The sequence below is a fragment of the Bradyrhizobium sp. Leaf396 genome (assembly GCF_001424605.1).
GTDB lineage: Bacteria > Pseudomonadota > Alphaproteobacteria > Rhizobiales > Xanthobacteraceae > Bradyrhizobium > Bradyrhizobium japonicum_C.
In genome coordinates, this window is record NZ_LMQJ01000064.1 from 83,609 (window position 1) to 103,987 (window position 20,379).

Annotated in this window: 17 protein-coding genes; 11 read left to right on the top strand and 6 right to left on the bottom strand. The window is 65.4% G+C overall.

From position 1 onward, the window contains the following. Positions 1-167: 167 nt before the first annotated feature. From lepB to ASG57_RS31775, 8 genes are all read left to right on the top strand, one after another. Positions 168-932: a signal peptidase I gene (gene lepB, locus ASG57_RS31740; protein WP_024341125.1), complete on the top strand. Its 765-nt coding sequence runs from the start codon at positions 168-170 to the stop codon at positions 930-932. Then, a complete protein-coding gene (gene rnc, locus ASG57_RS31745) occupies positions 929-1,765 on the top strand; it encodes a ribonuclease III (protein ID WP_024341126.1) in 837 nt (278 codons plus the stop codon). The genes lepB and rnc overlap by 4 nt, the downstream gene beginning before the upstream one ends. Next, positions 1,755-2,681, top strand: coding sequence for a GTPase Era (gene era / locus ASG57_RS31750; protein WP_057198853.1), 927 nt, complete (start codon positions 1,755-1,757; stop codon positions 2,679-2,681). Before rnc ends, era begins: the two co-directional genes overlap by 11 nt. A gap of 21 nt (positions 2,682-2,702) precedes the next feature. Continuing rightward, positions 2,703-3,083, top strand: coding sequence for a hypothetical protein (locus ASG57_RS31755; protein WP_024341128.1), 381 nt, complete (start codon positions 2,703-2,705; stop codon positions 3,081-3,083). A gap of 79 nt (positions 3,084-3,162) precedes the next feature. Continuing rightward, positions 3,163-3,915, top strand: coding sequence for a DNA repair protein RecO (recO, locus tag ASG57_RS31760; protein WP_057198854.1), 753 nt, complete (start codon positions 3,163-3,165; stop codon positions 3,913-3,915). Between the two features lie 111 nt (positions 3,916-4,026). Continuing rightward, entirely contained in the window at positions 4,027-6,285 is a 2,259-nt protein-coding gene (gene parC / locus ASG57_RS31765) for a DNA topoisomerase IV subunit A (RefSeq protein WP_057198855.1), read from the top strand. Positions 6,286-6,562: 277 nt separating this feature from the next. Beyond that, on the top strand, positions 6,563-8,110 hold the full coding sequence (locus tag ASG57_RS31770; protein ID WP_057198952.1) for an ABC transporter substrate-binding protein: 1,548 nt from the start codon (positions 6,563-6,565) through the stop codon (positions 8,108-8,110). 4 nt (positions 8,111-8,114) lie between these two features. Beyond that, positions 8,115-9,659 (top strand): GMC family oxidoreductase, encoded by a 1,545-nt coding sequence (locus ASG57_RS31775; protein ID WP_057198856.1) that lies wholly within the window; start codon positions 8,115-8,117, stop codon positions 9,657-9,659. Positions 9,660-9,700: 41 nt separating this feature from the next. On the opposite strand, the gene ASG57_RS31780 is transcribed toward ASG57_RS31775, so the two are convergent. Together ASG57_RS31780 and ASG57_RS31785 are read right to left on the bottom strand one after the other, a co-directional pair. Continuing rightward, the gene (locus tag ASG57_RS31780; RefSeq protein WP_057198857.1) at positions 9,701-10,915 is read right to left on the bottom strand and encodes a YeeE/YedE family protein; all 1,215 of its coding nucleotides are present in this window, start codon (positions 10,913-10,915) and stop codon (positions 9,701-9,703) included. 183 nt (positions 10,916-11,098) lie between these two features. Further along, positions 11,099-11,854: an SDR family NAD(P)-dependent oxidoreductase gene (locus ASG57_RS31785; protein ID WP_057198858.1), complete on the bottom strand. Its 756-nt coding sequence runs from the start codon at positions 11,852-11,854 to the stop codon at positions 11,099-11,101. Between the two features lie 213 nt (positions 11,855-12,067). Between ASG57_RS31785 and ASG57_RS31790 the strand changes: the two genes are divergently transcribed. Further along, positions 12,068-13,021 (top strand): AraC family transcriptional regulator, encoded by a 954-nt coding sequence (locus ASG57_RS31790; RefSeq protein ID WP_063997033.1) that lies wholly within the window; start codon positions 12,068-12,070, stop codon positions 13,019-13,021. Here ASG57_RS31790 and chrA read toward each other — a convergent pair. Together chrA and ASG57_RS31800 are read right to left on the bottom strand one after the other, a co-directional pair. Further along, positions 13,018-14,403, bottom strand: coding sequence for a chromate efflux transporter (gene chrA, locus ASG57_RS31795; RefSeq protein WP_057198859.1), 1,386 nt, complete (start codon positions 14,401-14,403; stop codon positions 13,018-13,020). The genes ASG57_RS31790 and chrA overlap by 4 nt on opposite strands. Continuing rightward, entirely contained in the window at positions 14,403-15,221 is an 819-nt protein-coding gene (locus ASG57_RS31800; protein ID WP_057198860.1) for a chromate resistance protein ChrB domain-containing protein, read from the bottom strand. Before ASG57_RS31800 ends, chrA begins: the two co-directional genes overlap by 1 nt. Positions 15,222-15,417: 196 nt before the next feature. On the opposite strand from ASG57_RS31800, the gene dmeF reads away from it, so the two are divergent. Next, positions 15,418-16,383, top strand: a complete 966-nt coding sequence (gene dmeF / locus ASG57_RS31805; RefSeq protein ID WP_057198861.1) for a CDF family Co(II)/Ni(II) efflux transporter DmeF — start codon at positions 15,418-15,420, stop codon at positions 16,381-16,383. A 42-nt stretch (positions 16,384-16,425) separates the two neighbouring features. On the opposite strand, the gene ASG57_RS31810 is transcribed toward dmeF, so the two are convergent. After that, positions 16,426-17,583 carry an MFS transporter gene (locus ASG57_RS31810; RefSeq protein ID WP_057198953.1) on the bottom strand — a complete coding sequence of 386 codons (1,158 nt, stop codon included), beginning with the start codon at positions 17,581-17,583 and terminating at the stop codon, positions 16,426-16,428. A 159-nt stretch (positions 17,584-17,742) separates the two neighbouring features. Between ASG57_RS31810 and ASG57_RS31815 the strand changes: the two genes are divergently transcribed. Further along, a complete protein-coding gene (locus ASG57_RS31815) occupies positions 17,743-19,002 on the top strand; it encodes an adenylate/guanylate cyclase domain-containing protein (protein ID WP_057198862.1) in 1,260 nt (419 codons plus the stop codon). A 112-nt stretch (positions 19,003-19,114) separates the two neighbouring features. Here the strand turns inward: ASG57_RS31815 and ASG57_RS31820 are convergent, their stop codons facing one another. After that, complete coding sequence (locus ASG57_RS31820) at positions 19,115-20,359, bottom strand: MFS transporter (protein WP_057198863.1); 1,245 nt, start codon at positions 20,357-20,359, stop codon at positions 19,115-19,117. Positions 20,360-20,379: the final 20 nt, after the last annotated feature.

Here is a 20,379-nt window from a genome sequence, read left to right on the forward strand (position 1 = left end):
GACAACCGTCTAAAAGTCCGCGGACGCAAATCAGCCTGGGCGAATTCGGCTTTACGCCGGAATTGGCCCTCACTATCAGAATCAGGACAATCTCCATGGGCCGCGAAGCAAAGGGCTGTTCGCGCCAGGAGGGCGCTCTGTGACCGCCGGCCGGAATTGAGAGAGCAATGAGCGTGACTTCAGGAACGAAAACTGAGAGCGGCGTCGGTGAAACAATCCGGGTCGTGATTCACGCTCTCCTGATCGCGCTGGTGATCCGCACCTTCCTGTTTCAGCCTTTCAACATCCCATCCGGCTCGATGAAGGCGACATTGCTGGTCGGCGACTATCTGTTCGTCTCGAAATATTCCTACGGCTACAGCCACTATTCGATCCCGTTCTCGCCGAACCTGTTCTCGGGCCGGATCTGGGGCTCGGATCCCAACCGCGGCGACATCGTGGTGTTTCGCCTGCCCAAGGACGATTCCACCGATTACATCAAGCGCGTGATCGGTCTTCCCGGCGACCGCATCCAGATGCGGGACGGTCTGCTCTACATCAACGACGCGCCCGTCGAGCGGCAGCGAATGAGCGAATATGTCGGGGAAGACCCTTGCGGTTCGGAAGGCGGCGGCATCTCCCGGGTGAAGCGCTGGAAGGAGACGCTGCCGAACGGGGTGTCCTACGAGACGCTGGACTGTGCCGACAACGGCTACATGGACAACACCAACGTCTATAACGTGCCGCCGGGCCACTTCTTCATGATGGGCGACAACCGCGACAACTCCACCGACAGCCGCTTCCTCGGCCAGGTCGGCTACGTGCCGCAGGAGAATCTGATCGGCCGCGCCCAGATGATCTTCTTCTCCATCGCCGAAGGCGAGCATGCCTGGATGTTCTGGCGCTGGCCCTGGGCCGTGCGCTGGAATCGCTTCTTCAAAATCGTCCGATGAAAGATGAAGCCAAGGACATCGTGAGCCAACCGGTCGAGGCGCAAGCTGGCCCCGAGGGGGAAGCTGCGACCAGGACGGCTGCAAACAAGACGCCCGCGAAGAAGAAGCGGGCGCGGAGCAGCAAGGCCAAGAGCACGGATGCGAGCGCATTGCTCGAGGCGCGCATCGGCCACAGCTTCACTGACCCGAACCTGTTGATGCAGGCGATCACGCATGTCTCGGCGCTGAAGTCCGGACGCAAGCGCGGCGACAGCTATCAGCGGCTGGAATTCCTCGGCGACCACGTGCTGGGGCTTGTCGTCTCCGACATGCTCTATCATGCATTCCCGAACGCCGACGAGGGCGAGCTGTCCAAGCGCCTTGCCGAGCTCGTGCGCAAGGAAAGCTGCGCCGAAGTCGCCAAGTCGCTCGGTCTGCTCGACGACATCAAGCTCGGCTCGGTCGGCTCCAGCGCCGACGCGCGCCTGCGCAAGTCCATCCTCGGCGACATCTGCGAGGCCGTGATCGGCGCCATCTTCCTCGACGGCGGTCATGCGGCGGCAGCCGAATTCGTCAGGCGCAACTGGACCGAGCGCATGCACAAGCCGCGTCGTCCCTTGCGAGACCCCAAGACCGTCCTCCAGGAATGGGCGCAAGGCAAAGGGCTGCCGACGCCGGTCTATCGCGAGGTCGAGCGCACCGGCCCGCATCACGATCCGCAGTTCCGCGTCGCTGTCGATCTGCCGGGACTGGCCCCGGCCGAAGGCATCGGCGGCAGCAAGCGGGCGGCAGAGAAGGTGGCGGCTTCAGTCATGATCGAACGCGAAGGCGTTGGCGGCAGCAATGACGGCTGAAGCAAGCGGCGAGGCCCCCACCGCGACGCGCTGCGGCTTCGTTGCGCTGATCGGCGCGCCGAACGTCGGCAAGTCCACGCTCGTCAATGCGCTGGTCGGAGCCAAGGTCACGATCGTCTCGCGCAAGGTGCAGACCACGCGCGCGCTGATCCGCGGCATCGTCATCGAGAACAATGCACAGATCATCCTGGTCGACACGCCTGGCATCTTCCTGCCCAAGCGCCGGCTCGACCGCGCCATGGTCTCCACCGCCTGGAGCGGGGCGCACGACGCCGATCTCGTCTGCGTGCTGCTCGACGCCAAGACCGGGATCGACGAGGAGGCCGAGGCGATCCTCGCCAAGGCGTCCAGCGTCAATCACGAGAAGATCCTCGTCATCAACAAGGTGGACCTGGTCCAGCGCGAGAAGCTGCTGGCCCTGGCGCAAGCCGCCAATGAGCGCATGAAGTTCGTGCGGACCTTCATGATCTCGGCGATCTCGGGCGACGGCGTCGACGACATCCGCAAGACGCTCGCGGAAATGGTGCCGCCGGGCCCGTTCCTCTACCCCGAGGACCAGATGTCGGACGCGCCGATGCGGCAGCTGGCGGCCGAAATCACGCGCGAGAAGATCTATCAGAAGCTGCACCAGGAGTTGCCCTACCAGTCCACGGTCGAGACCGACAAGTGGGAGGAGCGCAAGGACAAGTCGGTGCGCATCGAGCAGACGATCTTCGTCGAGCGCGAGAGCCAGCGCAAGATCGTGCTCGGCAAGGGTGGCGCCACCATCAAGTCGATCGGCGCGGATTCTCGGAAGGAATTGATGCAGATCCTGGACGTCCCGGTGCATCTGTTCCTGTTCGTCAAGGTGCGCGAGAACTGGGGCGACGACCCCGATCGCTATCGCGAGATGGGCCTGGACTTCCCGAGGGAATAACCGAGAAAAGACAGATCACCGATGAGCGTGCCCAGCAATGTCCGGCGCTTCGAAGCGCTGCTCTATGCATCTTTGATGCTGGATGCCCTGTCGGTCGCGGTGCATGACCGCACGCCCAACGCCGGAATGACCGAGCAGATGATCATGACCGAGACTCTGCTTGCCGGTGGCATGATCCTGCTGCTGGTCTATTTCGTCCGTCTGGCTGCGCATGGGCGCAAGAACTGGCCACGCTGGGTGCTCACGGCAGCGCTTGTGCTGTCGGTGATCTCGCTCGGTCAGATCATCGGCGAAAAGGGCCTGGCACTGGACAGCGCGATCGAGATCGTCTCCTGCGCGCTGACGACGATGGGCCTCTATTTCTCCTTCACCGGCGACGCGCAGGGCTGGTTCAACGCCTAGCGTTCACCCCGGGGATGTTTCGCCCTGGAATGACGGGGAGGGCACTGCACCCCTCATAGAAATCCGCTAAGCTTCCCTCATGGAATGGACCGACGAAGGGATCGTGCTGGGCGTGCGGCGGCATGGCGAGAGCAGCGCCATCGTCGAGCTCTTGACGCGCGGGCACGGCCGGCATCTCGGCCTGGTCCGCGGCGGCGCCAGTTCGCGGATGCGGCCGCTGCTGCAACCCGGGAACAGCGTCAGCGCGGTGTGGCGGGCGCGGCTCGACGAGCACCTCGGCACCTACACCATTGAAGGGCTGAAGCTGCGCGCGGCGAACCTGCTGACAACCTCGCACGGTGTCTACGGCATCACCCATCTCGCCTCGATTGCGCGCCTCCTTCCGGAGCGCGATCCACACGAGGAGATCTTCGCGCTGCTCGAACATTCGCTCGACGATTTCGACGACATCGGCGGCGCCGCCGTGCACGTCATCCATTTCGAGCTGGCGATGCTTGCCGAGCTCGGCTTCGGCCTGGCGCTGGAGAATTGTGCGGTGACCGGCGAAACCACGGACCTGATCTATGTCTCGCCGAAATCCGGCGGTGCGGTGTCGCGCGGCGCGGGCGAGCCGTGGCGCGACCGGCTGTTGCGCCTGCCCCCATTCCTGCGTCAGGGCGAAGCTGCGAGCGATCTCACCGAGCAGGATCTCCAGGACGGCTTTCGGCTCACCGGCCTGTTCCTGCTGCGCCACGTGCTGGAGCCGCGGGGACAGGGCCATTCCGATGCGCGCGCCGGCTTCATCAATGCCCTGATCCGGCAGCAGGCAAGGGCATCGCTGCCGGCACCCTAGACTGTCCGTCTGGGCTCTTCCCGGCGAATTCCAGCGTCCAGCCGCGGGAAGCTCGCTTGCAGGGCTGATTCGCGTCTTGCCCGATTTGCGCCGAGGGTTTAACCGGACGGCATGGGAAAACGAATCGTTCCGCCGGAGGAACCGGCCGAAATTCACGAGGTGCCGCTGCGTGAAGCGCTGGAAGAGCGCTATCTCGCCTATGCGCTCTCCACCATCATGCATCGCGCGCTGCCGGATGCGCGCGATGGCCTGAAGCCGGTGCACCGGCGCATCCTCTACGGCATGCGCCTGCTGAGGCTCGACCCGGGCACGGCGTTCAAAAAGTCAGCCAAGATCGTCGGCGACGTGATGGGCTCGTTCCATCCGCACGGCGACCAGGCGATCTACGACGCCATGGTGCGCCTCGCGCAGGATTTCTCCTCGCGCTACCCCCTGGTGGACGGCCAGGGCAATTTCGGCAACATCGACGGCGACAATCCCGCCGCCTACCGTTACACCGAAGCGCGCATGACCGACGTCGCGCGGCTTCTGCTCGACGGCATCGATGAGGACGGTGTCGAGTTCCGCGCCAATTATGACGGCCAGTCGAAAGAACCCGTCGTGCTGCCCGGCGGCTTCCCGAACCTGCTCGCCAACGGCGCACAGGGCATCGCGGTCGGCATGGCCACCTCGATCCCGCCGCACAACGCCGCAGAGCTTTGCGATGCCGCGCTGCATCTGATCGAGAAGCCCGACGCGAAATCCAAGGCGTTGCTGAAATGGGTCAAGGGACCGGACTTCCCGACCGGCGGCATCATCGTCGATTCCAAGCAGGCGATCGCGGAGGCCTATACGACGGGGCGCGGCTCGTTCCGCGTCCGCGCGCGATGGCAGCAGGAAGAGGGTGCGCGCGGCACCTGGGTGGTCGTCGTCACCGAGATCCCATTCCTGGTGCAGAAGTCGCGGATGGTCGAGAAGATCGCCGAACTGCTCGACCAGAAGAAGCTGCCGCTGGTTGGTGAAGTCCGCGACGAATCCGCCGAGGACGTCCGCCTCGTCATCGAGCCCAAGTCCAAGAACGTCGATCCCGCGCTGATGATGGAATCGCTGTTCCGGCTGACCGAGCTCGAGAACAAGATCCCGCTGAATCTCAACGTCCTGATCAAGGGGCGCATCCCCAAGGTGGTCGGCCTCGCGGAAGCCTTGCGCGAATGGCTGGATCATCTGCGCGACGTCCTGATCCGCCGCACCAACTACCGCAAGGGCGAGATCGAGCACCGGCTCGAAATCCTCGGTGGTCTGCTGATCGCCTATCTCAACATCGACGAGGTGATCCGGATCATCCGCAACGAGGACGAGCCGAAGCCGGCCTTGATCAAGGCGTTCAAGCTCACCGAGTTGCAGGCCGACTCCATCCTTAACATGCGGCTGCGCAATCTGCGCAAGCTCGAGGAAATGGAGATCCGCACCGAGGACAAGGATCTGCGGAAGGAGCTGAAGGGCATCCAGGCCCTGCTGGCCTCCGAGCCCGAGCAGTGGAAGAAGGTCAGCGAGCAGGTCGGCAAGGTCCGAGAGATGTTCGGACCGAAGACGCCGCTCGGCAAGCGCCGCACCACATTTGCAGATGCGCCCGAGCACGATCTCGCCGCGATCGAGGAGGCCTTCGTCGAACGCGAGCCGGTGACGGTCGTCGTCTCCGACAAGGGCTGGATCCGCACCATGAAGGGGCATGTCGAGGATCTCTCGGGCCTTGCCTTCAAGCAGGACGACAGGCTCGGCTTTGCCTTCTTTGCCGAGACCACTTCGAAGCTGCTGCTGTTTGCCACCAACGGCAAGTTCTACTCGCTCGACGTCGCAAAGCTCCCGGGCGGCCGTGGCCATGGCGAGCCGATCCGCCTGTTCATCGACCTCGAGCAGGAGGCCGCGCCCGTCGCGCTGTTCGTCCACAAGGGCGGACGCAAGTTCCTGGTCGCGAGCCATGAGGGCCAGGGCTTCGTCGTCAACGAGGACGATTGCGTCGGCACCACCAAGAAGGGCAAGCAGGTCCTCAACGTCGACATGCCGAACGAGGCGCGTGCGATCACCGAGGTGACCGGCGACACCGTCGCGGTGATCGGCGAGAATCGCAAGATGCTGGTCTTCCCGCTCGACCAGGTGCCGGAGATGGCCCGCGGCCGCGGCGTGCGCCTGCAGAAGTACAAGGACGGCGGCCTTTCGGATGTTGCGGTATTCGATTCCAAGACGGGCCTGACCTGGAAGGATTCGGCGGGCCGTGAATTCTCGGCGACCATGAAGGAACTCGCCGAGTGGCAGGGCACCCGCGCCGATGCCGGCCGCCTGCCGCCGAAGGGTTTTCCGAAGTCGAACAAGTTCGGTCGGGGGATCGGGTAGGTGGTCGCGTGTCCCGGACGCGCTGCAGCTTGCAACGCTGCCGTGCAGAGCCGGGACCCACGCCATGCGGACTGCCAGGAGAATGGAGCCCGGCCCAGCAGGGCAACTTTCCGCGTTGCGCTCGCAATGACGAGAAGTGGCAGCCGCGCGCTTCCATCCGCATCGTGCAAACGCGTGGCTGATAGTCTTGAGCGCATACGTGCTGCGGCCGTATGGGCACGAACATTGCTTTTTGCTGGCGACCGTAACCGTGTCGCGAGAAGGCAAGAAGAAACCGATGTTCAGACTCAAGTCCCTCATCCCGGCGCTGCTCGCTTTGGCGCTGGCGGCGCCTGCGCATGCGGCGGGCAATCTCGTCGCCGTGCTGGAAGCGGAGATCGTGACGCTCGATCCGCATTTCTCCACGGCCTATATTTCGCGCACGTTTGGCTACATGGTGTTCGACACGCTGTTTGCGAAGGACTCCAAGGGCGACGTCAGGCCGCAAATGGTGCAGGACTGGAAGGTCTCGCCCGATGGACTGACCTACAGTTTCACGCTGCGCGACGGCCTGAAGTGGCATGATGGCCAGCCGGTCACATCAGCCGATTGCGTGGCCTCGCTGCGTCGGTGGGGCACCCGCAGCGCGCTCGGTCGCCGCATCTTTGCGATCACCGTGTCGCTGGAGCCGATCGATGCCAAGACCTTCGTGCTGACGCTGAAGGAGCCATCCGGGCTCGTCATCGACGCGCTCGGCAATCCCGTCAGCCCCGTCGCGTTCATGATGCCCGAGCGCATCGCCAAGACACCGGGCGACCAACGCATCACCGAGATCATCGGCTCCGGCCCGTTCGTCTACAGCAAGGCCGATCACCGCACCGGCGACCGCATGATCCTGAAGAAATTCGCCGACTATGTGCCGCGTCCAGAGCCGGCCGACTTCCTCGCCGGCGGCAAGCGCGTGAACGTCGATAGCCTGGAGATCCGCGTCATTCCCGATGGTGCAACCGCAGCCTCTGCGCTCCAGGCCGGCGAAGTCGATTTCATGCAATACGCGCCGTTCGATCTGTTGCCGCAATTGGAGAAGAACTCGCGCGTGAAGCTGCTCAATTTCACCGGCGGCAACATGTTTGCGGGCGCCTACCGCCTCAACGCCGCGTCGAAACCGTTCGACGACCCCGAGATCCGGCGCGTGCTGTGGAAGCTGGTCGACCAGCGCGAAGTGCTTGATGCGCTCGGGCTCGATGCCAAATATGCCACGCCATGCGCGACATTCTTCACCTGCGGCACGACCTATGAGAGCAAAGCGGGCACCGAGGCCGCGGCGAAGCCGTCGATCGATGCGGCGAAGGCTGCGCTGAAGGCCACCAAATATGCCGGCGAGCCCGTCGTCGTCATGCAGGCCAATGATCTCGAAGCCCCGCGCGTCTCGGCACAGGTGCTGGCCGAGCGCTTGAAGGCCGCCGGCTTCAATGTCGATCTGCAGGTAATGGACTGGGCGAGCGTGCTGGCGCGGCGTGCCAAGAAGGAGGGCTGGAGCGTCTATGGCGTTCACGCCGGCGGTTTTGATCTCGGCTCCCCGTTGACGAACGTCATGGTCGCCTTCAACTGCGCAGACTTCACCGGCTGGCAATGCGATGCGCGCATCACGCCATTGCTGGAAGCCTTCGCCAAGGCGCCCGCCGAGGAGGACCGCAAGAAGATCGCGGCCGAGATCCAGGCCGTCATGTACGAACAGGCTCCCGGAATCCCGTGGGGCCAGTTCGCGCAGCCCGCCGCCTATCGCGCGACCTTGCGCGGTCTGATACCGTCCGCCATCCCGGTGTTCTGGAACGTTGAGAAGTAACGCGATGTACGATGTCATTGTTGTCGGCGGCGGTTCCGCCGGCGCCGCCGTGGCCGCAAGGCTCTCCGAAGATCCCGCACGCCGCGTGCTGCTGCTCGAAGCCGGCCTCGACTGGCGCGCCGACGAAGCGCCCTGGGAGGTGAGGACGCCAAATCCCATCCCGATCATCCACAAGCGCGAGTATCAAGAGAAATGGCAGTGGCCCGATCTGCTGACGCGCCGCGTGGCCGGGCAGGAGCCGCGCTTCTACTGGCGCGGCAAGGGCCTCGGCGGCTCGTCGATGATGAACGGCCAGATCGCCATCCGCGGCGTTGCCGATGCCTTCGACGAATGGGCCGCCAATGGCTGCACCGGCTGGTCGGCCAAGGAGGTGATGCCGCTGTTCTCGGTGATCGAGGACGATCTGGAGTTCGGTGACGCCGCGGGCCACGGCCGCGGCGGGCCGTTGCCAGTGTATCGCGCGCCCACCGAGAAATGGGGCCCGATCGACCGCGGCTTGCGCGACGCGGCGCTGGCGAGCGGCTATCCCTGGTGTGCCGACGTCAACGGCCCGGACGGCGAGGGCGTGGCCTGCTATCCCATCAACAGCCGCGACGGCCGCCGCATCACCACCAATGAGGGCTATCTCGAGCCCGCGCGCGGCCGCGCCAATCTGGAGATCCGCGGGCATGCGCTGGTCGAGCGCGTGCTGATCAGCGACGGAAGGGCGACCGGCGTCCGCGTCCGCATCGAGGGGCAGGGTACCAGCGACATCAGCGCGCGCCAGATCGTGCTGTGCGCCGGCGCCATCCACAGCCCGGCGATCCTGCTGCGCTCCGGCATCGGACCCGCCGGGGAATTGAAGGCGATGGGGATCGCGGTCGCGCGCGATCTGCCGGTCGGCAAGCATTTCTTCGACCATCCGCTGTTTCGCGCCACGATCCAGCTCCGGGAGGAGCTTCGTCCCACCGATCCCGACACGCGCCACACCAATTGCTGTGTGACCTATTCGTCGGGCCTCGCCGATGGCGGCAAGCGCGACATGATCCTGATCGCGTTCAACCATCGCGGCATTGGCAACGCCGGCGCGATCGGCGCGGGCCTGTTCAACGCTTATTCGCGCGGCACGCTCAAGCTGGCCTCGACCGATCCTTCGATCGATCCTGTCGTCGAGGAGAACATGCTGGCCGACCCCCGCGACATGCTCCGCATGATCGATGCGGTGAGACGCCTCGCTGTGATCACCTCGCAACCGGCGCTGTCAGGCATCGCCGAATGGATCCGGCTCGCCGACACGGACCTCACGCTGCCGCAGGCCGCGGCACTGCCGGATCACGAGCTCGATGCGGTGCTGAGACGTGAGACCGGCGACATACAGCATGCCGCAGGCAGCTGCCGCATGAGCGGCGTTGGTGATGCCGACGGCGTGGTCAATCCTGATGGGACGGTGAAAGGCCTCAGCGGCCTGCGTGTCGCCGACGCCTCGATCATGCCGTCGGACTGCCGTGCCAACACGCACTTCACGACGGTGGTGATTGGGGAAGCGATCGCTCGGATGATGATGCGATAGCTCGCATCCCAAACGCCAGCGTTCTGCGCGGCCCAGGAGGCCTAGCGTTCGACAGCGAGGCCGAACAGCGGCCGAAGCTGCGTTCCCAGGATGTTGCCGACGAAAGCCGCGACCAGCCAGCACCAGCCGTGCAGACTGCCGGAAGCGATTCCGCTGAAATAGGCGCCGATGTTGCAGCCATAGGCGAGGCGCGCGCCGTATCCGAGCAGCAGGCCGCCGACGACGGCAGCGAGCAGCGAGCGGGGCGAGATACGCCAGGTGGGGCTGAACTTGCCGGCGAGACCCGCGGCCAGCAACGCTCCCAGGATGATACCGAAATCCATGACGGAGGTGATGTCGGCGAAGATGCTTTGGTTGAGCGAGGCGGCGCGCGCGCCTTGCCAGTACGGCCATGACGCGGCGTCGATGCCAAGGCCCATCAGGATCTTCGATCCCCAAAGGGCGAAAGCTGAGGTGATGCCCCATGGCCGCCCGGCGAGGTACAACGTGGCGAAATTGCCGATCGCGAGCAGGACCGCGCCCCACAGGAGGGGCCACGGCCCTTGGAGAAAGCGGCGTGCTCCGCGCAGTTTCGTCCGCGCTCCCGGCTCCAGCTCTCCATGCCGCCGGAGCTCGGCCCTGACGGTGAACAGATGGATTGCGGCCATTGCGGCCCAGCAGAGCAGCAGTGCCGGGAGCCACCCGAGCTGGTCGATCAGCGATACCGAGCCGACGTTCGGCAGCTCGCTCCACCACGGCAAATGCATTGCACCGATCGTCGAACCGGCGATGAAGGCCGCCAACGTCACCAGCATGCGCGTGTTGCCGCCACCGGCCGTGTACAGCGTTCCGGAGGCGCAGCCGCCGCCGAGCTGCATTCCAAGGCCGAACAGGAACGCTCCGCTCAACATGCCCACCCCGACCGCGCCGAGCTCGCCACGGACGGCGTTGCCGAACAGCGAGCCGTGCGCCAGCGCTGGAAAGAACAGGGCTGTCGCCAGCGCAAGCATGACCATTTGTGCGCGCAGTCCCGCTCCTCTGCGTGAGACGATGAAGACGCGCCAGGCCGAGGTGAACCCGAACAGCGCATGATAGAGCGTCAGGCCAAGGCCGCCGCCGAGGAGAAACAACAATCCCTGCTGCCAGGAGATCGTGCCCGACAGCGCCATCGCTCCCCCGAAGAGAATTGCCGCTGCAATGGCGGCGATCGGGAGATTGGCGCGGTGCCGATCATTGTCGGGAGCGAGGAGCCGGGCATCGATGGAAAGATCGGTCATGCTCTATTCCCAGGCCTGTCTTGCTGGCAAAGGAGAGCTAACCTTGGCAGACAGGCGCCGTTCCAATCTGCTCACGATGAGATATCTGCACCCGAGACGGACGAAGGCCACATTGATCCTGCCCCAAAAGGCGGCTGCAAGCTGGCGCAGCGGCCTTTCAGGTCGTCGAGAGATATCCGGCGTTCAGATCATCTGACCGCCCGATACTTCGATCCGTTGCCCCGTAACCCACCGATTGTCTTCGCTCAACAGGCTCGCGACCATCGGACCGATATCGTCGGGGACGCCGACGCGGCCCAGCGCCGTCATGCCTGCAAACTGCTTGTTCACGTCCGGATTGTCACGCACCAGACCGCCACCAAAGTCGGTTTCGATCGCACCCGGCGCAACGCTGTTGACGCGGATGCCGCGCGGTCCGAGTTCCTTGGCCATGCAGACCGCCATCATGTCGGCGGCGGCTTTCGCGATGGTATAGACGGCGAAGCCCGGGTAGGTGACACGCGTCAGGCCACTGCCGATGGTCACGATCGAGCCACCGTCGGCCATCAATGGCAAGAGAGCCTGCGTCAGGAAGAATACGCCTTTGACGTGCAGGTTCATCTGCTGATCGAACTGAGCCACGGTTGTCTCGCCGAGCGTAGCGAAAAGGCCGTCGCCGGCATTGTGCACGAGGTAGTCGAAGGTCTCGCGCCCGAATGTCTCCTTCAGCGTCTGGCTCAGTGCTCGCGCGAAATCGGGAAATTTGGCGACATTGGCACTGTCCAACTGGAAGGCCACGGCCCGGCGTCCCAGCGCTTTGATCTCGGAAACGGCGCTCTCCGCGAGATCTGCGCGGCTCCGGTATGTGATGATGACATCGCTCCCCTTGCGCGCGATGTTGACCGCCATGTTGCGACCAAGTCCGCGGCTCGCGCCGGTGACGATTGCGATTTTAGCCATGTGATGTCTCCTTCCTGACACCGCGAAGGTGGCACAGACCGTTGCACCTCGGTTGCCGGATCCTTGAGTCTTCTTGCCTATTCCTCCAAATGGCAGTCCGCGGGCCTCACATCCGGCCGGCACAAGGGGGCGGTCGATTCCACAAACGCCCAAAGTTGTAGCAGCCCAGCAATGGCCGGTTGCTGGAGCTCTCGGTTGGTATAAATTCGCGGAATGACGACCTTGCTCGACGTTGTTCGCCGCTACGCGCATTTGCATTCCGATCAAAACGGTGCCGCCAAGACCCCGATCCCGGGCCTCACGGCCATTCGAGCTACGACGCAGGGTCAGCTCCAGCACGCAATCAACAGGCCGCTCGTTGCGCTCGTCCTGCAGGGTCGCAAACGCGTGACGATGGGATCGCATACCTTCGATTTCGGGGCGGGGGAGTCGCTCTTGATCTCGGCCGATGTGCCGACGGTAAGCCAGATAACCCGCGCCAGCGCAAAGGCTCCCTATTTTTCCCTGATCGTCGAGCTCGAGCCGGCGGTGATCGCGAATCTGATCGTGGAGATGAATCTGGCTCCCGAGCAGCGAGGCGCCCCTGTGAGCGTCGATCCGACTGAGTCGGAGGTTGCCGATGCCGCGCTGCGACTGATGCGGCTGCTCGATCGCCCGTCTTCTCTGCCGGTTCTGCAATCCCAGTTCGTCCGCGAAATCCATTACTGGCTGCTGGCGGGGCGGCACGGCGCGTCGATACGAGCTCTGGGGGTGGCCGACAGCCACGCGCAACGCATCGCGCGCGCTGTCGCAATCATTCGATCCGAATACGCAAGGCCGTTGCGCATCGAGCGCCTGGCGGACGCGGCTGCCATGAGTCCTTCCTCGTTTCACCAGCACTTCCGCGCGATCACATCGCTCAGTCCCCTGCAATTTCAGAAGCAGCTGCGGCTCATCGAGGCGCGCAGGATGATGCTCGAGGAGGGCTCCGAGGTGAGCAGCGCCGCCTTTGCAGTAGGCTACGAGAGCGTCCCGCAATTCACCAGAGAATATGGACGCATGTTCGGCCTGCCGCCGGCCAGGGATATCAAGGCCGCCCTCGGTCAAATGGACACTGCGCCTGAGGCCATGCCAGTCTGCGCTCGGAACGTACGAGCCCGGACAGCGCAGTGCGCCGCTCTTCCCTAGATCACCGCCGCCAGCCTCAGTGCCAGGCCCGCCGCGCAGCTTCCCGCCAGCACGGTCAGCATGCCGAGCTTGAACCGGAAGATCGCAGTCGCCGCCGCGACCGCGAGCAACAGCGCCGGCAGGTCGACGCTCCTCGGCACCGGCATGTCGAAGTCGAGCGGACACGCATGCACCGGCACGGTTTCGCGGAACAGCGTGTGCAGTGCGAACCAGATCGAGAGGTTGAGGATCACGCCGACCACGGCCGCAGTGATCGCACTGAGCGCGCCGGCGAGCCCGGTGTTGCCGCGCAGGCGCTCGATATAGGGCGCGCCGAGGAAGATCCACAGAAAGCAGGGCGTGAAGGTGACCCAGGTCGCGAGCAGGCCGCCGAGCGTGGCCGCCAGCATTGGTGACAAGCCGCTCGGATCGCGATAGGCAGCCATGAAGCCGACGAACTGCAACACCATGATCAGCGGCCCCGGCGTGGTCTCGGCCATGCCGAGGCCATCGAGCATCTCGTGCGGCTTCAGCCAGTGATAATGCTCGACCGCCTGCTGGGCGACATAGGCCAGCACGGCATAGGCCCCGCCGAAAGTGACGAGCGCCATCTTCGAGAAGAACAGCGCGATCTGGCTGAAGACGTTGCCTTGACCGAAGGCCAGGAGCAGTCCGATCACCGGCACCAGCCAGAGCGCCAGCCACAACGCGCTGAGCCGGATCGCGCGCGCTGTGTCGGGCTTGACGTGGTCGGGCATGGCCTCGCCGAGCATGCTGTCGACCGCGGCGCTGCTGTCGCCATGGCCGTGACCGGCCGGGGCGAATTCAGAGCGGCCGCTGCGCGCGCCGACATAGCCGATGATACCTGCCGCGATGATGATGATCGGGAAGGGGACTGCGAAGAAGAAGATCGCGATGAAGGCCGCGGCCGCGAGCGCGACCATGATACGGTTCTTCAGCGCGCGCTTGCCGACACGCACGACGGCCTCGACGACGATGGCGAGCACGGCAGCCTTGAGCCCGAAGAACAGTGCCTCGACGAAGCTGACATTGCCGAATGCCGCATAGATGTAGCTGAGGCCCATGATGGCGACGACGCCGGGCAGGATGAACAGCCCGCCCGCCATCAGCCCGCCGGCGGTGCGATGCATCAGCCAGCCGACATAGGTCGCAAGCTGCTGCGCCTCGGGCCCCGGCAGCAGCATGCAGTAGTTCAGCGCATGCAGGAAACGGCCCTCGGAGATCCACCTCTTCTCCTCGACCAGGATGCGATGCATCACCGCGATCTGGCCCGCGGGCCCGCCGAAGCTCAAGGACGCGACACGCAGCCAGACTCGAAAGGCCTCCCCGAAGCTGACGCCGTGACCGGCGTCAGCCTCCGCTTGAACGTTGCGGATATCCATTACGCCTTCACCTTGTTGGTGGGCCAGTTGTGGGTCTCGGCGGTGGCGTCGCGGCACCAGCGGAAGAAGGCATCGTAGAGCAGCATGCCGGCCTCGAGCTGATCGAGGTCGTCGTCATACATGCGCGACAGCCCGAGCGAGGCCGCCAGCAGGCCGGGCGCCTCCGGCGCGAGATCCGGCCGCGCGGTGTCGGCGCCGCGCACCAGCGTTGCGAGCCGGAGCAGGGGCGGGAAGGCGATCCCGAACTCCTCGATCATGACGTCGAAGGTGCAGAGCTCGCCACGGTGGCTCCAGAACACGTTCTCGATGTCGAAGGGTGCTGCATTGAACCGCTCGCCGACGCCGACGACCTCCGACGGTGCCACATACAGGAACACCGCGTCGGGATCGACGAAGCGGCGGATCAGCCAGGGGCAGGCGATGCGATCGACCTTAGGCCGCGCCCGCGTCACCCAGACGGTGCGCCCCCTGGCATCGCGTGGCGGCAGCTTGCGGACATCGACCAGCGGCAGCCTGGCCGCCTTCCAGCCCTCGAAGCCGCCCTCCAGCGTTTCGGCTTGCACGCCGAGCTGGCGCAGCCAGGCTGCGGTGCCCTGCGCGAGCTTCTCTCCGCGCAGGCAGGATACGACGGCACGGCGCCCGGCGAACGCGCCGCCCCAGTCCGTCACATTGTCGTGGCCGAACTTGATGGAGCCGGGGATCAGCCTCCGGTCGGCAGCAAAATCCTCCTCGGTGCGCACATCGATCAGCGCAGGCGCGTTCGCCGTGCCGATCAGCCGTGCCAGTTTGTCGGATGAGATGGTGGTGAATGTAGACATGATGCGTCCTCGCAAGAAACGAACGGGACGCGATGCTTGGGCCTGTCGCCTCGTGGGGAGATCGCTCAAATCCCCATGACGCCGATTACAGCGAAACTAAGAAGCACTGTCAATCCGCGGGACGATTGGACCTTAGAAAATTGCGGCCCGCCGTCTATATTGCACGCCGACAGAGCTGAATCTTCGGGAGAATTCGATGCATTCCCACTCCATCGAACAATGGACCCACGACCACGCCTTCCTCGGCGAGAAGCACGAAGACAACGAGCGCCGCACCTGGCTGGTGGTCGTCCTGACGCTGGTCATGATGGTCGGCGAGATCGTTGCCGGCTCGGTGTTCGGCTCGATGGCGCTTCTCGCCGACGGCTGGCACATGGGGACGCACGCGGCGGCGCTGGGCATTGCGGCCTTCGCCTATCGCTTCGCGCGGCGGCACCTGGGGAATGCGCATTTCACCTTCGGGACCGGGAAGTTCGGGGATCTTGCCGCCTTTGCCAGTGCCGTCATCCTCGGCCTTGTTGCGGTGGAGATCGCCTATGAGAGCGTGCTGCGGCTGATCACGCCGGTGCCGATCGTCTACGGCGAGGCCATGGCCGTGGCTGCCCTCGGCTTGTGCGTCAATCTCGTCAGCGCCTGGTTGCTGCGCGACGGCCATGATCATCACCATCACGGTCACGACCATGGCCATGCGCATGATGACCACGACGATCGTGACCGCGATCATCGGGGCCATCATCACCACGACAACAACCTTCGCGCGGCCTATGTCCATGTCATGACGGATGCCGCAACTTCTGTGCTGGCGATCGCCGCGCTCGCCGTCGCCATGTATTCGGGCTGGGTCTGGGCCGATCCGGCGGTCGGCCTGATCGGAAGCGCCGTAATCGCGAGCTGGGCGTTCGGCCTGATCAAGTCGTCGGGTGCGGTGCTGCTCGACGCGCGCGCCGACGAGAAGCTGGAGCGGGTGATCCGGGCCCGCATGGAAGTCGGCGACGATCGGGTGACAGACCTCCATCTGTGGCAGGTCGGCCCCGGCCATTGTGCCGTGCTGCTCTCGGTGGTGTCTGACAAGCCGAACGAGCCGTCCGTCTACAAGCGCCGGCTCGCGGGGTTGAAGGGCCTCAGCCATGTCACGGTCGAGGTCGAGACCTGCCCGCATTAACGGGCCGTCACAGATCGCTGGCGTGTGCGAGACGCCCCAAGGTCAATCCGGGCGCGGGCCCGTGCGGATCAGGAACAGCGCTGCAAGCGCCGAGAGGCTGAGCGCGGAGGACACGATCAGCACCTTGGCGCCCATGAGATCGATCAGCAGGCCGAAGGCGAGCGGCGCTACCGCCTGCGCCATTCGCGCCGGGGCACCGATGATGCCGAGGCGATAGCCGAAATCCTTCGGGCCGAAGATCGACAGCGGCAGCGTGCCGCGCGCGATCGTCAGAATGCCGTTGCCCGAGCCGTGGAACAGCGCAAAGGCGCTTGCCGCAGCGCCGCCGAAGATTGCCACGATCACGGCTCCGATCGGGTGGGTGAGGCTGGCGAGCCGCGTCGACCAAAGCGGGTGGAAGCGGCTGAGAAAGCCGGCCTCCAGCATGCGCGCACCGACCTGCGCAGGGCCGATCAGTGCGCCGGCCGCGATCGCCTCTGCCGGCGTGGCTCCCGTCGTCTCCAGGATGCGCGGGAAGTGCGCGGCCATCGCGCCGGTCACGGTCCAGACCGCCGCAAAGACGAAAGCCAGCAGGAGCATGGTGCGGTCGAGCGGCACATGCGGCTTCTCGGCCGTGGCCGCCGCCTGTTTCGCGCCCTTGATCACCGGCAACATGAAGAAGTTGAGCGGCAGTCCGATCAGGACGTTGGCGGCGGCCCAGGCAAAGCAGGTTTCGCGCCAGCCGATATGGGACAGGCCCCAGGCGGTGAGCGGCCAGCCGACCGTGGAGGCAAAGCCCGCCATCAGCGTGATGCCGGTGATGGGCCCGCGCGCCTCGGTGCCGTAGATGCGCCCCAGAGCGGCGAAGGCGGCGTCGTAGAGACCCATCGCCATGCCGATGCCGAGCACGAGCCAGGCGATCGCCATCACCGCCACCGACTGTGACAGACCGAGCAGGACAAGTCCGGCGGCCATGATCAGGTTCGAGGCCGAGAGCACCTGCCTGCCACCGAAGAGATCGATCTGCCGTCCGATGCGCGGGCCGAGCATCGCCGAGAGCACCAGCGCGGTCGAGAATGCGCCGAAAATCCAGTTGGAGGAGATGCCGAGTTCGTGCGCCATTGGATCGGCGAGAAGCGCCGGCAGATAATAGCTGGAAGCCCAGGCCAGGGTCTGCGTGGTGCCGAGCGCCAGGATGATCGGAAGCCGACGCTGGCTCATGTCCTTGTGCTTTTGGTCTTTGTCATCTCGTGCATTTGCGGCTTGCCGCGAGAGTGCGTCAACAGCGTCTGCGGCATATTCGCCCTGCTGCGGGCGGGAGACTTGCGAGCGTGCGGACATCCGCCTTCCGCTCGTCACGAATGCACGCCATAATGGCGCATGCAACTGACTTCGCGCCTTGCGCTGATGAACTGGCTGGCCGGCCAGGGGCTCACGGGCCTGCCTGAAAGCGAGCTGCTCCGCGGCTTCTGCGAGCGTTGCTGCGCCGAGGGGCTGGAACTGTCGCGTGGGCTCGTCGTCATCGACACGCTGCATCCAATCTATGAGGGCCGCGGCTTCCGCTGGAGCGACCGGTCCAGCAACGAGAGCGATGCGTTCGAATACGGCTCGACCGCCGACGGGGACGCGGCCAAGAACTGGCGCCGCTCCGTGTTCTTCCACATGCTCGAGAACGGCCACGACGAGATGGTGATCGATCTCGCGGAGGCGCCGTCGCTCGATTTTTCGCAGATCGGCGAACTCGCCGACAAGGGCCACAAGCACTATCTCGCCTTCGTGCATCGCTTCGGCGAGAATGGTGCGCTCGGCCTGATGGATTGCCTCTATTCCTGCTGGACCACCCGCCGCGAGGGCGGCTTCTCCGGATTGGAACTGGAGGCGCTGCGCGATCTCGTGCCGGTGCTCGGCCTCGCCATCAAGTCGGCGCAGCAAGTCGATATCGTGCGTACCCTCGGCAGGGTCTATCTCGGGCGCGATGCCTCCGAGCAGGTCTTGCGCGGGCGCATCTCGCGCGGCGTCACCGAGCGCATCAACGCCGTGCTCTGGTATTCGGACTTGCGCGGCTCGACCGGGATCAGCGAGAGCATCGGCCCAGACGAGATCATTCCGTTCCTCAACGACTACGCGCAGGCGGTGATCGACGCGATCCACGACGCGGGTGGGGACGTGCTGAAGCTGATCGGCGACGGCGTGCTCGCGATGTTCTGGGGCGAGGATATGGCGGATGCGCGGCGAGCAGCACTGCGGGCCGAGCACCTGTTCCGCAAGAACCTCGCCGCACTGAATGAGCGGCGCGCGGCGGAGGGCCGTCCGATCACGTCGGCCTATATCGGCCTTCATGTCGGCGAGGTCTTTTACGGCAACATCGGAAGCGAGGACCGGCTTGATTTCACCGTGGTCGGCCCGACCGTGAACGAGGTCAGCCGCATCGCCTCGATGAGCCGCTCGGTGGACCGGGAGCTGCTGGCCTCATCCGAGTTCTACAAGGGTCTCGATGCAGCCGGCCGCCGCTATCTCGTCTCGACCGGCCGCTACGCGCTGCGCGGCATCGGCCGCGCGCAGGATCTCTATACGCTGGATCCGGAGGTCGATGCGAACGAGCCGGTGATGGGGAGCTACGAGCGTTACCTGGCGGGTTAGGACAGGCTGCCCACACATACTCCGTCATGGCGAGGAGCTCTTGCGGCGAAGCAATCCAGACCTCCTCCGCGGGAAGCCCGGATTGATCGCTTCGCTCGCACTGACGGTCAAACTAGCACCGCACCGCCGCTTCGTCCCCGACCATGTCCGGCTGCCGATCGAGCGACACTGCCGGCGACAGCAGGATCACCAGCGCCTGCACGCCGAACACGGCGGCGGCGAGATAGAGGCAGGCTTCCGCGCTCCAGAGCCCGCCGACGCCGGCGCCCAGCGCCGAGCCGAGCGGACGGGCGCCGTAGCTCATGATGTTGATGGCGGAGACGCGGCCGAGCAGGCGCGACGGCGTCACGGACTGGCGCAGCGTGGTGGTCGAGATCACCCACAGGATCGGACCGACGCCGAGCAGGAAGAAGCTGAAGGCCGCGAGCCAGGGCGAGGGGAGCGGCACCGTCAGCGCCATCACCAACGCCGCGACGAAGCCGGTTACCGGTCCGAGGCCGACGACGGTGCCGAAGGAGAGGCGCCGCATCACACGCGTGGCAACCAGCGCGCCGATCACCATGCCGACGCCGTACATGGTCAGCACGGTGCCGACGCCCAAAGCCGTGAGGCCGAGATGGCGTACAGCGTAGGGCACGAATACGGCGATCTGCAGGAACCAGCCGGTGTTGAAGATGAACTGGGTGATGAACACCGGCCGCAGCAGCGGGTGGCGAAACACGAACGCCGCGCCCTCGCGGATGTCCTGTAAGGGATGGCGCCGCGGCGCAGGCGCGCGGGCCGGCTCGTAGATGCCGGAGAGGAGCACGACGGCAATCGCCGACAGCGCCGCAGCGAAACCGAAGGCCGGGCTCGCGCCCCACCATCCCACCAGTGCGCCGCCGAGTGCGGGGCCGCTGGCGAAGGCGATGGTGCGCGCGAGCTCGATGCGAGCATTGGCCGCCGGCAGGAGGTCCGAGCTCACCAGCGAAGGCACCAGCGCCGGCGCGGCTACGCTGTAGACAACGGTGCCGCACACGGCAGCGAAGCCGAGCAGCGCGAGCAGCGGGAGATTGAGCGCGCCGAGCGCGAGCAGCAGCACTATGGCCGCAAGGGCCGCCGCCCGCAGCGCCTCGGCTGCCGCCATCAGCGCGCGGCGGGAGATACGGTCGGCGAGCAGGCCGGCCGGAATGGCGAAGATAACGAAGGGCAGGGTCAGTGCGGTCTGCAACAGGCCGGTCCGGCCTTCCGCCACACCGAGCGTGAGCACCGCGACGATGGGGGCCGCAGCCAATGCGATCTGCTCGGCCGACTGCGCCGCGAGGTTGGACCAGGCGAGGCGGTTGAACGTGTCCGGGAGGCGAGCTGGCATTGACATGGCGCATATCCTGCAAAGTC

Excerpts from the sequence above, each read along its gene's own strand:
- ASG57_RS31815 (WP_057198862.1), top strand. The coding sequence starts at position 17,743 with ATGCAACTGACTTCGCGCCTTGCGCTGATGAACTGGCTGGCCGGCCAG.
- ASG57_RS31810 (WP_057198953.1), bottom strand. The coding sequence starts at position 17,583 with ATGAGCCAGCGTCGGCTTCCGATCATCCTGGCGCTCGGCACCACGCAG.
- ASG57_RS31775 (WP_057198856.1), top strand. The coding sequence starts at position 8,115 with ATGTACGATGTCATTGTTGTCGGCGGCGGTTCCGCCGGCGCCGCCGTG.
- ASG57_RS31755 (WP_024341128.1), top strand. The coding sequence starts at position 2,703 with ATGAGCGTGCCCAGCAATGTCCGGCGCTTCGAAGCGCTGCTCTATGCA.
- ASG57_RS31820 (WP_057198863.1), bottom strand. The coding sequence starts at position 20,359 with ATGTCAATGCCAGCTCGCCTCCCGGACACGTTCAACCGCCTCGCCTGG.
- lepB (WP_024341125.1), top strand. The coding sequence starts at position 168 with ATGAGCGTGACTTCAGGAACGAAAACTGAGAGCGGCGTCGGTGAAACA.
- ASG57_RS31800 (WP_057198860.1), bottom strand. The coding sequence starts at position 15,221 with ATGTCTACATTCACCACCATCTCATCCGACAAACTGGCACGGCTGATC.
- recO (WP_057198854.1), top strand. The coding sequence starts at position 3,163 with ATGGAATGGACCGACGAAGGGATCGTGCTGGGCGTGCGGCGGCATGGC.
- dmeF (WP_057198861.1), top strand. The coding sequence starts at position 15,418 with ATGCATTCCCACTCCATCGAACAATGGACCCACGACCACGCCTTCCTC.
- ASG57_RS31780 (WP_057198857.1), bottom strand. The coding sequence starts at position 10,915 with ATGACCGATCTTTCCATCGATGCCCGGCTCCTCGCTCCCGACAATGAT.
- era (WP_057198853.1), top strand. The coding sequence starts at position 1,755 with ATGACGGCTGAAGCAAGCGGCGAGGCCCCCACCGCGACGCGCTGCGGC.
- ASG57_RS31790 (WP_063997033.1), top strand. The coding sequence starts at position 12,068 with ATGACGACCTTGCTCGACGTTGTTCGCCGCTACGCGCATTTGCATTCC.
- parC (WP_057198855.1), top strand. The coding sequence starts at position 4,027 with ATGGGAAAACGAATCGTTCCGCCGGAGGAACCGGCCGAAATTCACGAG.
- chrA (WP_057198859.1), bottom strand. The coding sequence starts at position 14,403 with ATGGATATCCGCAACGTTCAAGCGGAGGCTGACGCCGGTCACGGCGTC.
- ASG57_RS31785 (WP_057198858.1), bottom strand. The coding sequence starts at position 11,854 with ATGGCTAAAATCGCAATCGTCACCGGCGCGAGCCGCGGACTTGGTCGC.
- ASG57_RS31770 (WP_057198952.1), top strand. The coding sequence starts at position 6,563 with ATGTTCAGACTCAAGTCCCTCATCCCGGCGCTGCTCGCTTTGGCGCTG.
- rnc (WP_024341126.1), top strand. The coding sequence starts at position 929 with ATGAAAGATGAAGCCAAGGACATCGTGAGCCAACCGGTCGAGGCGCAA.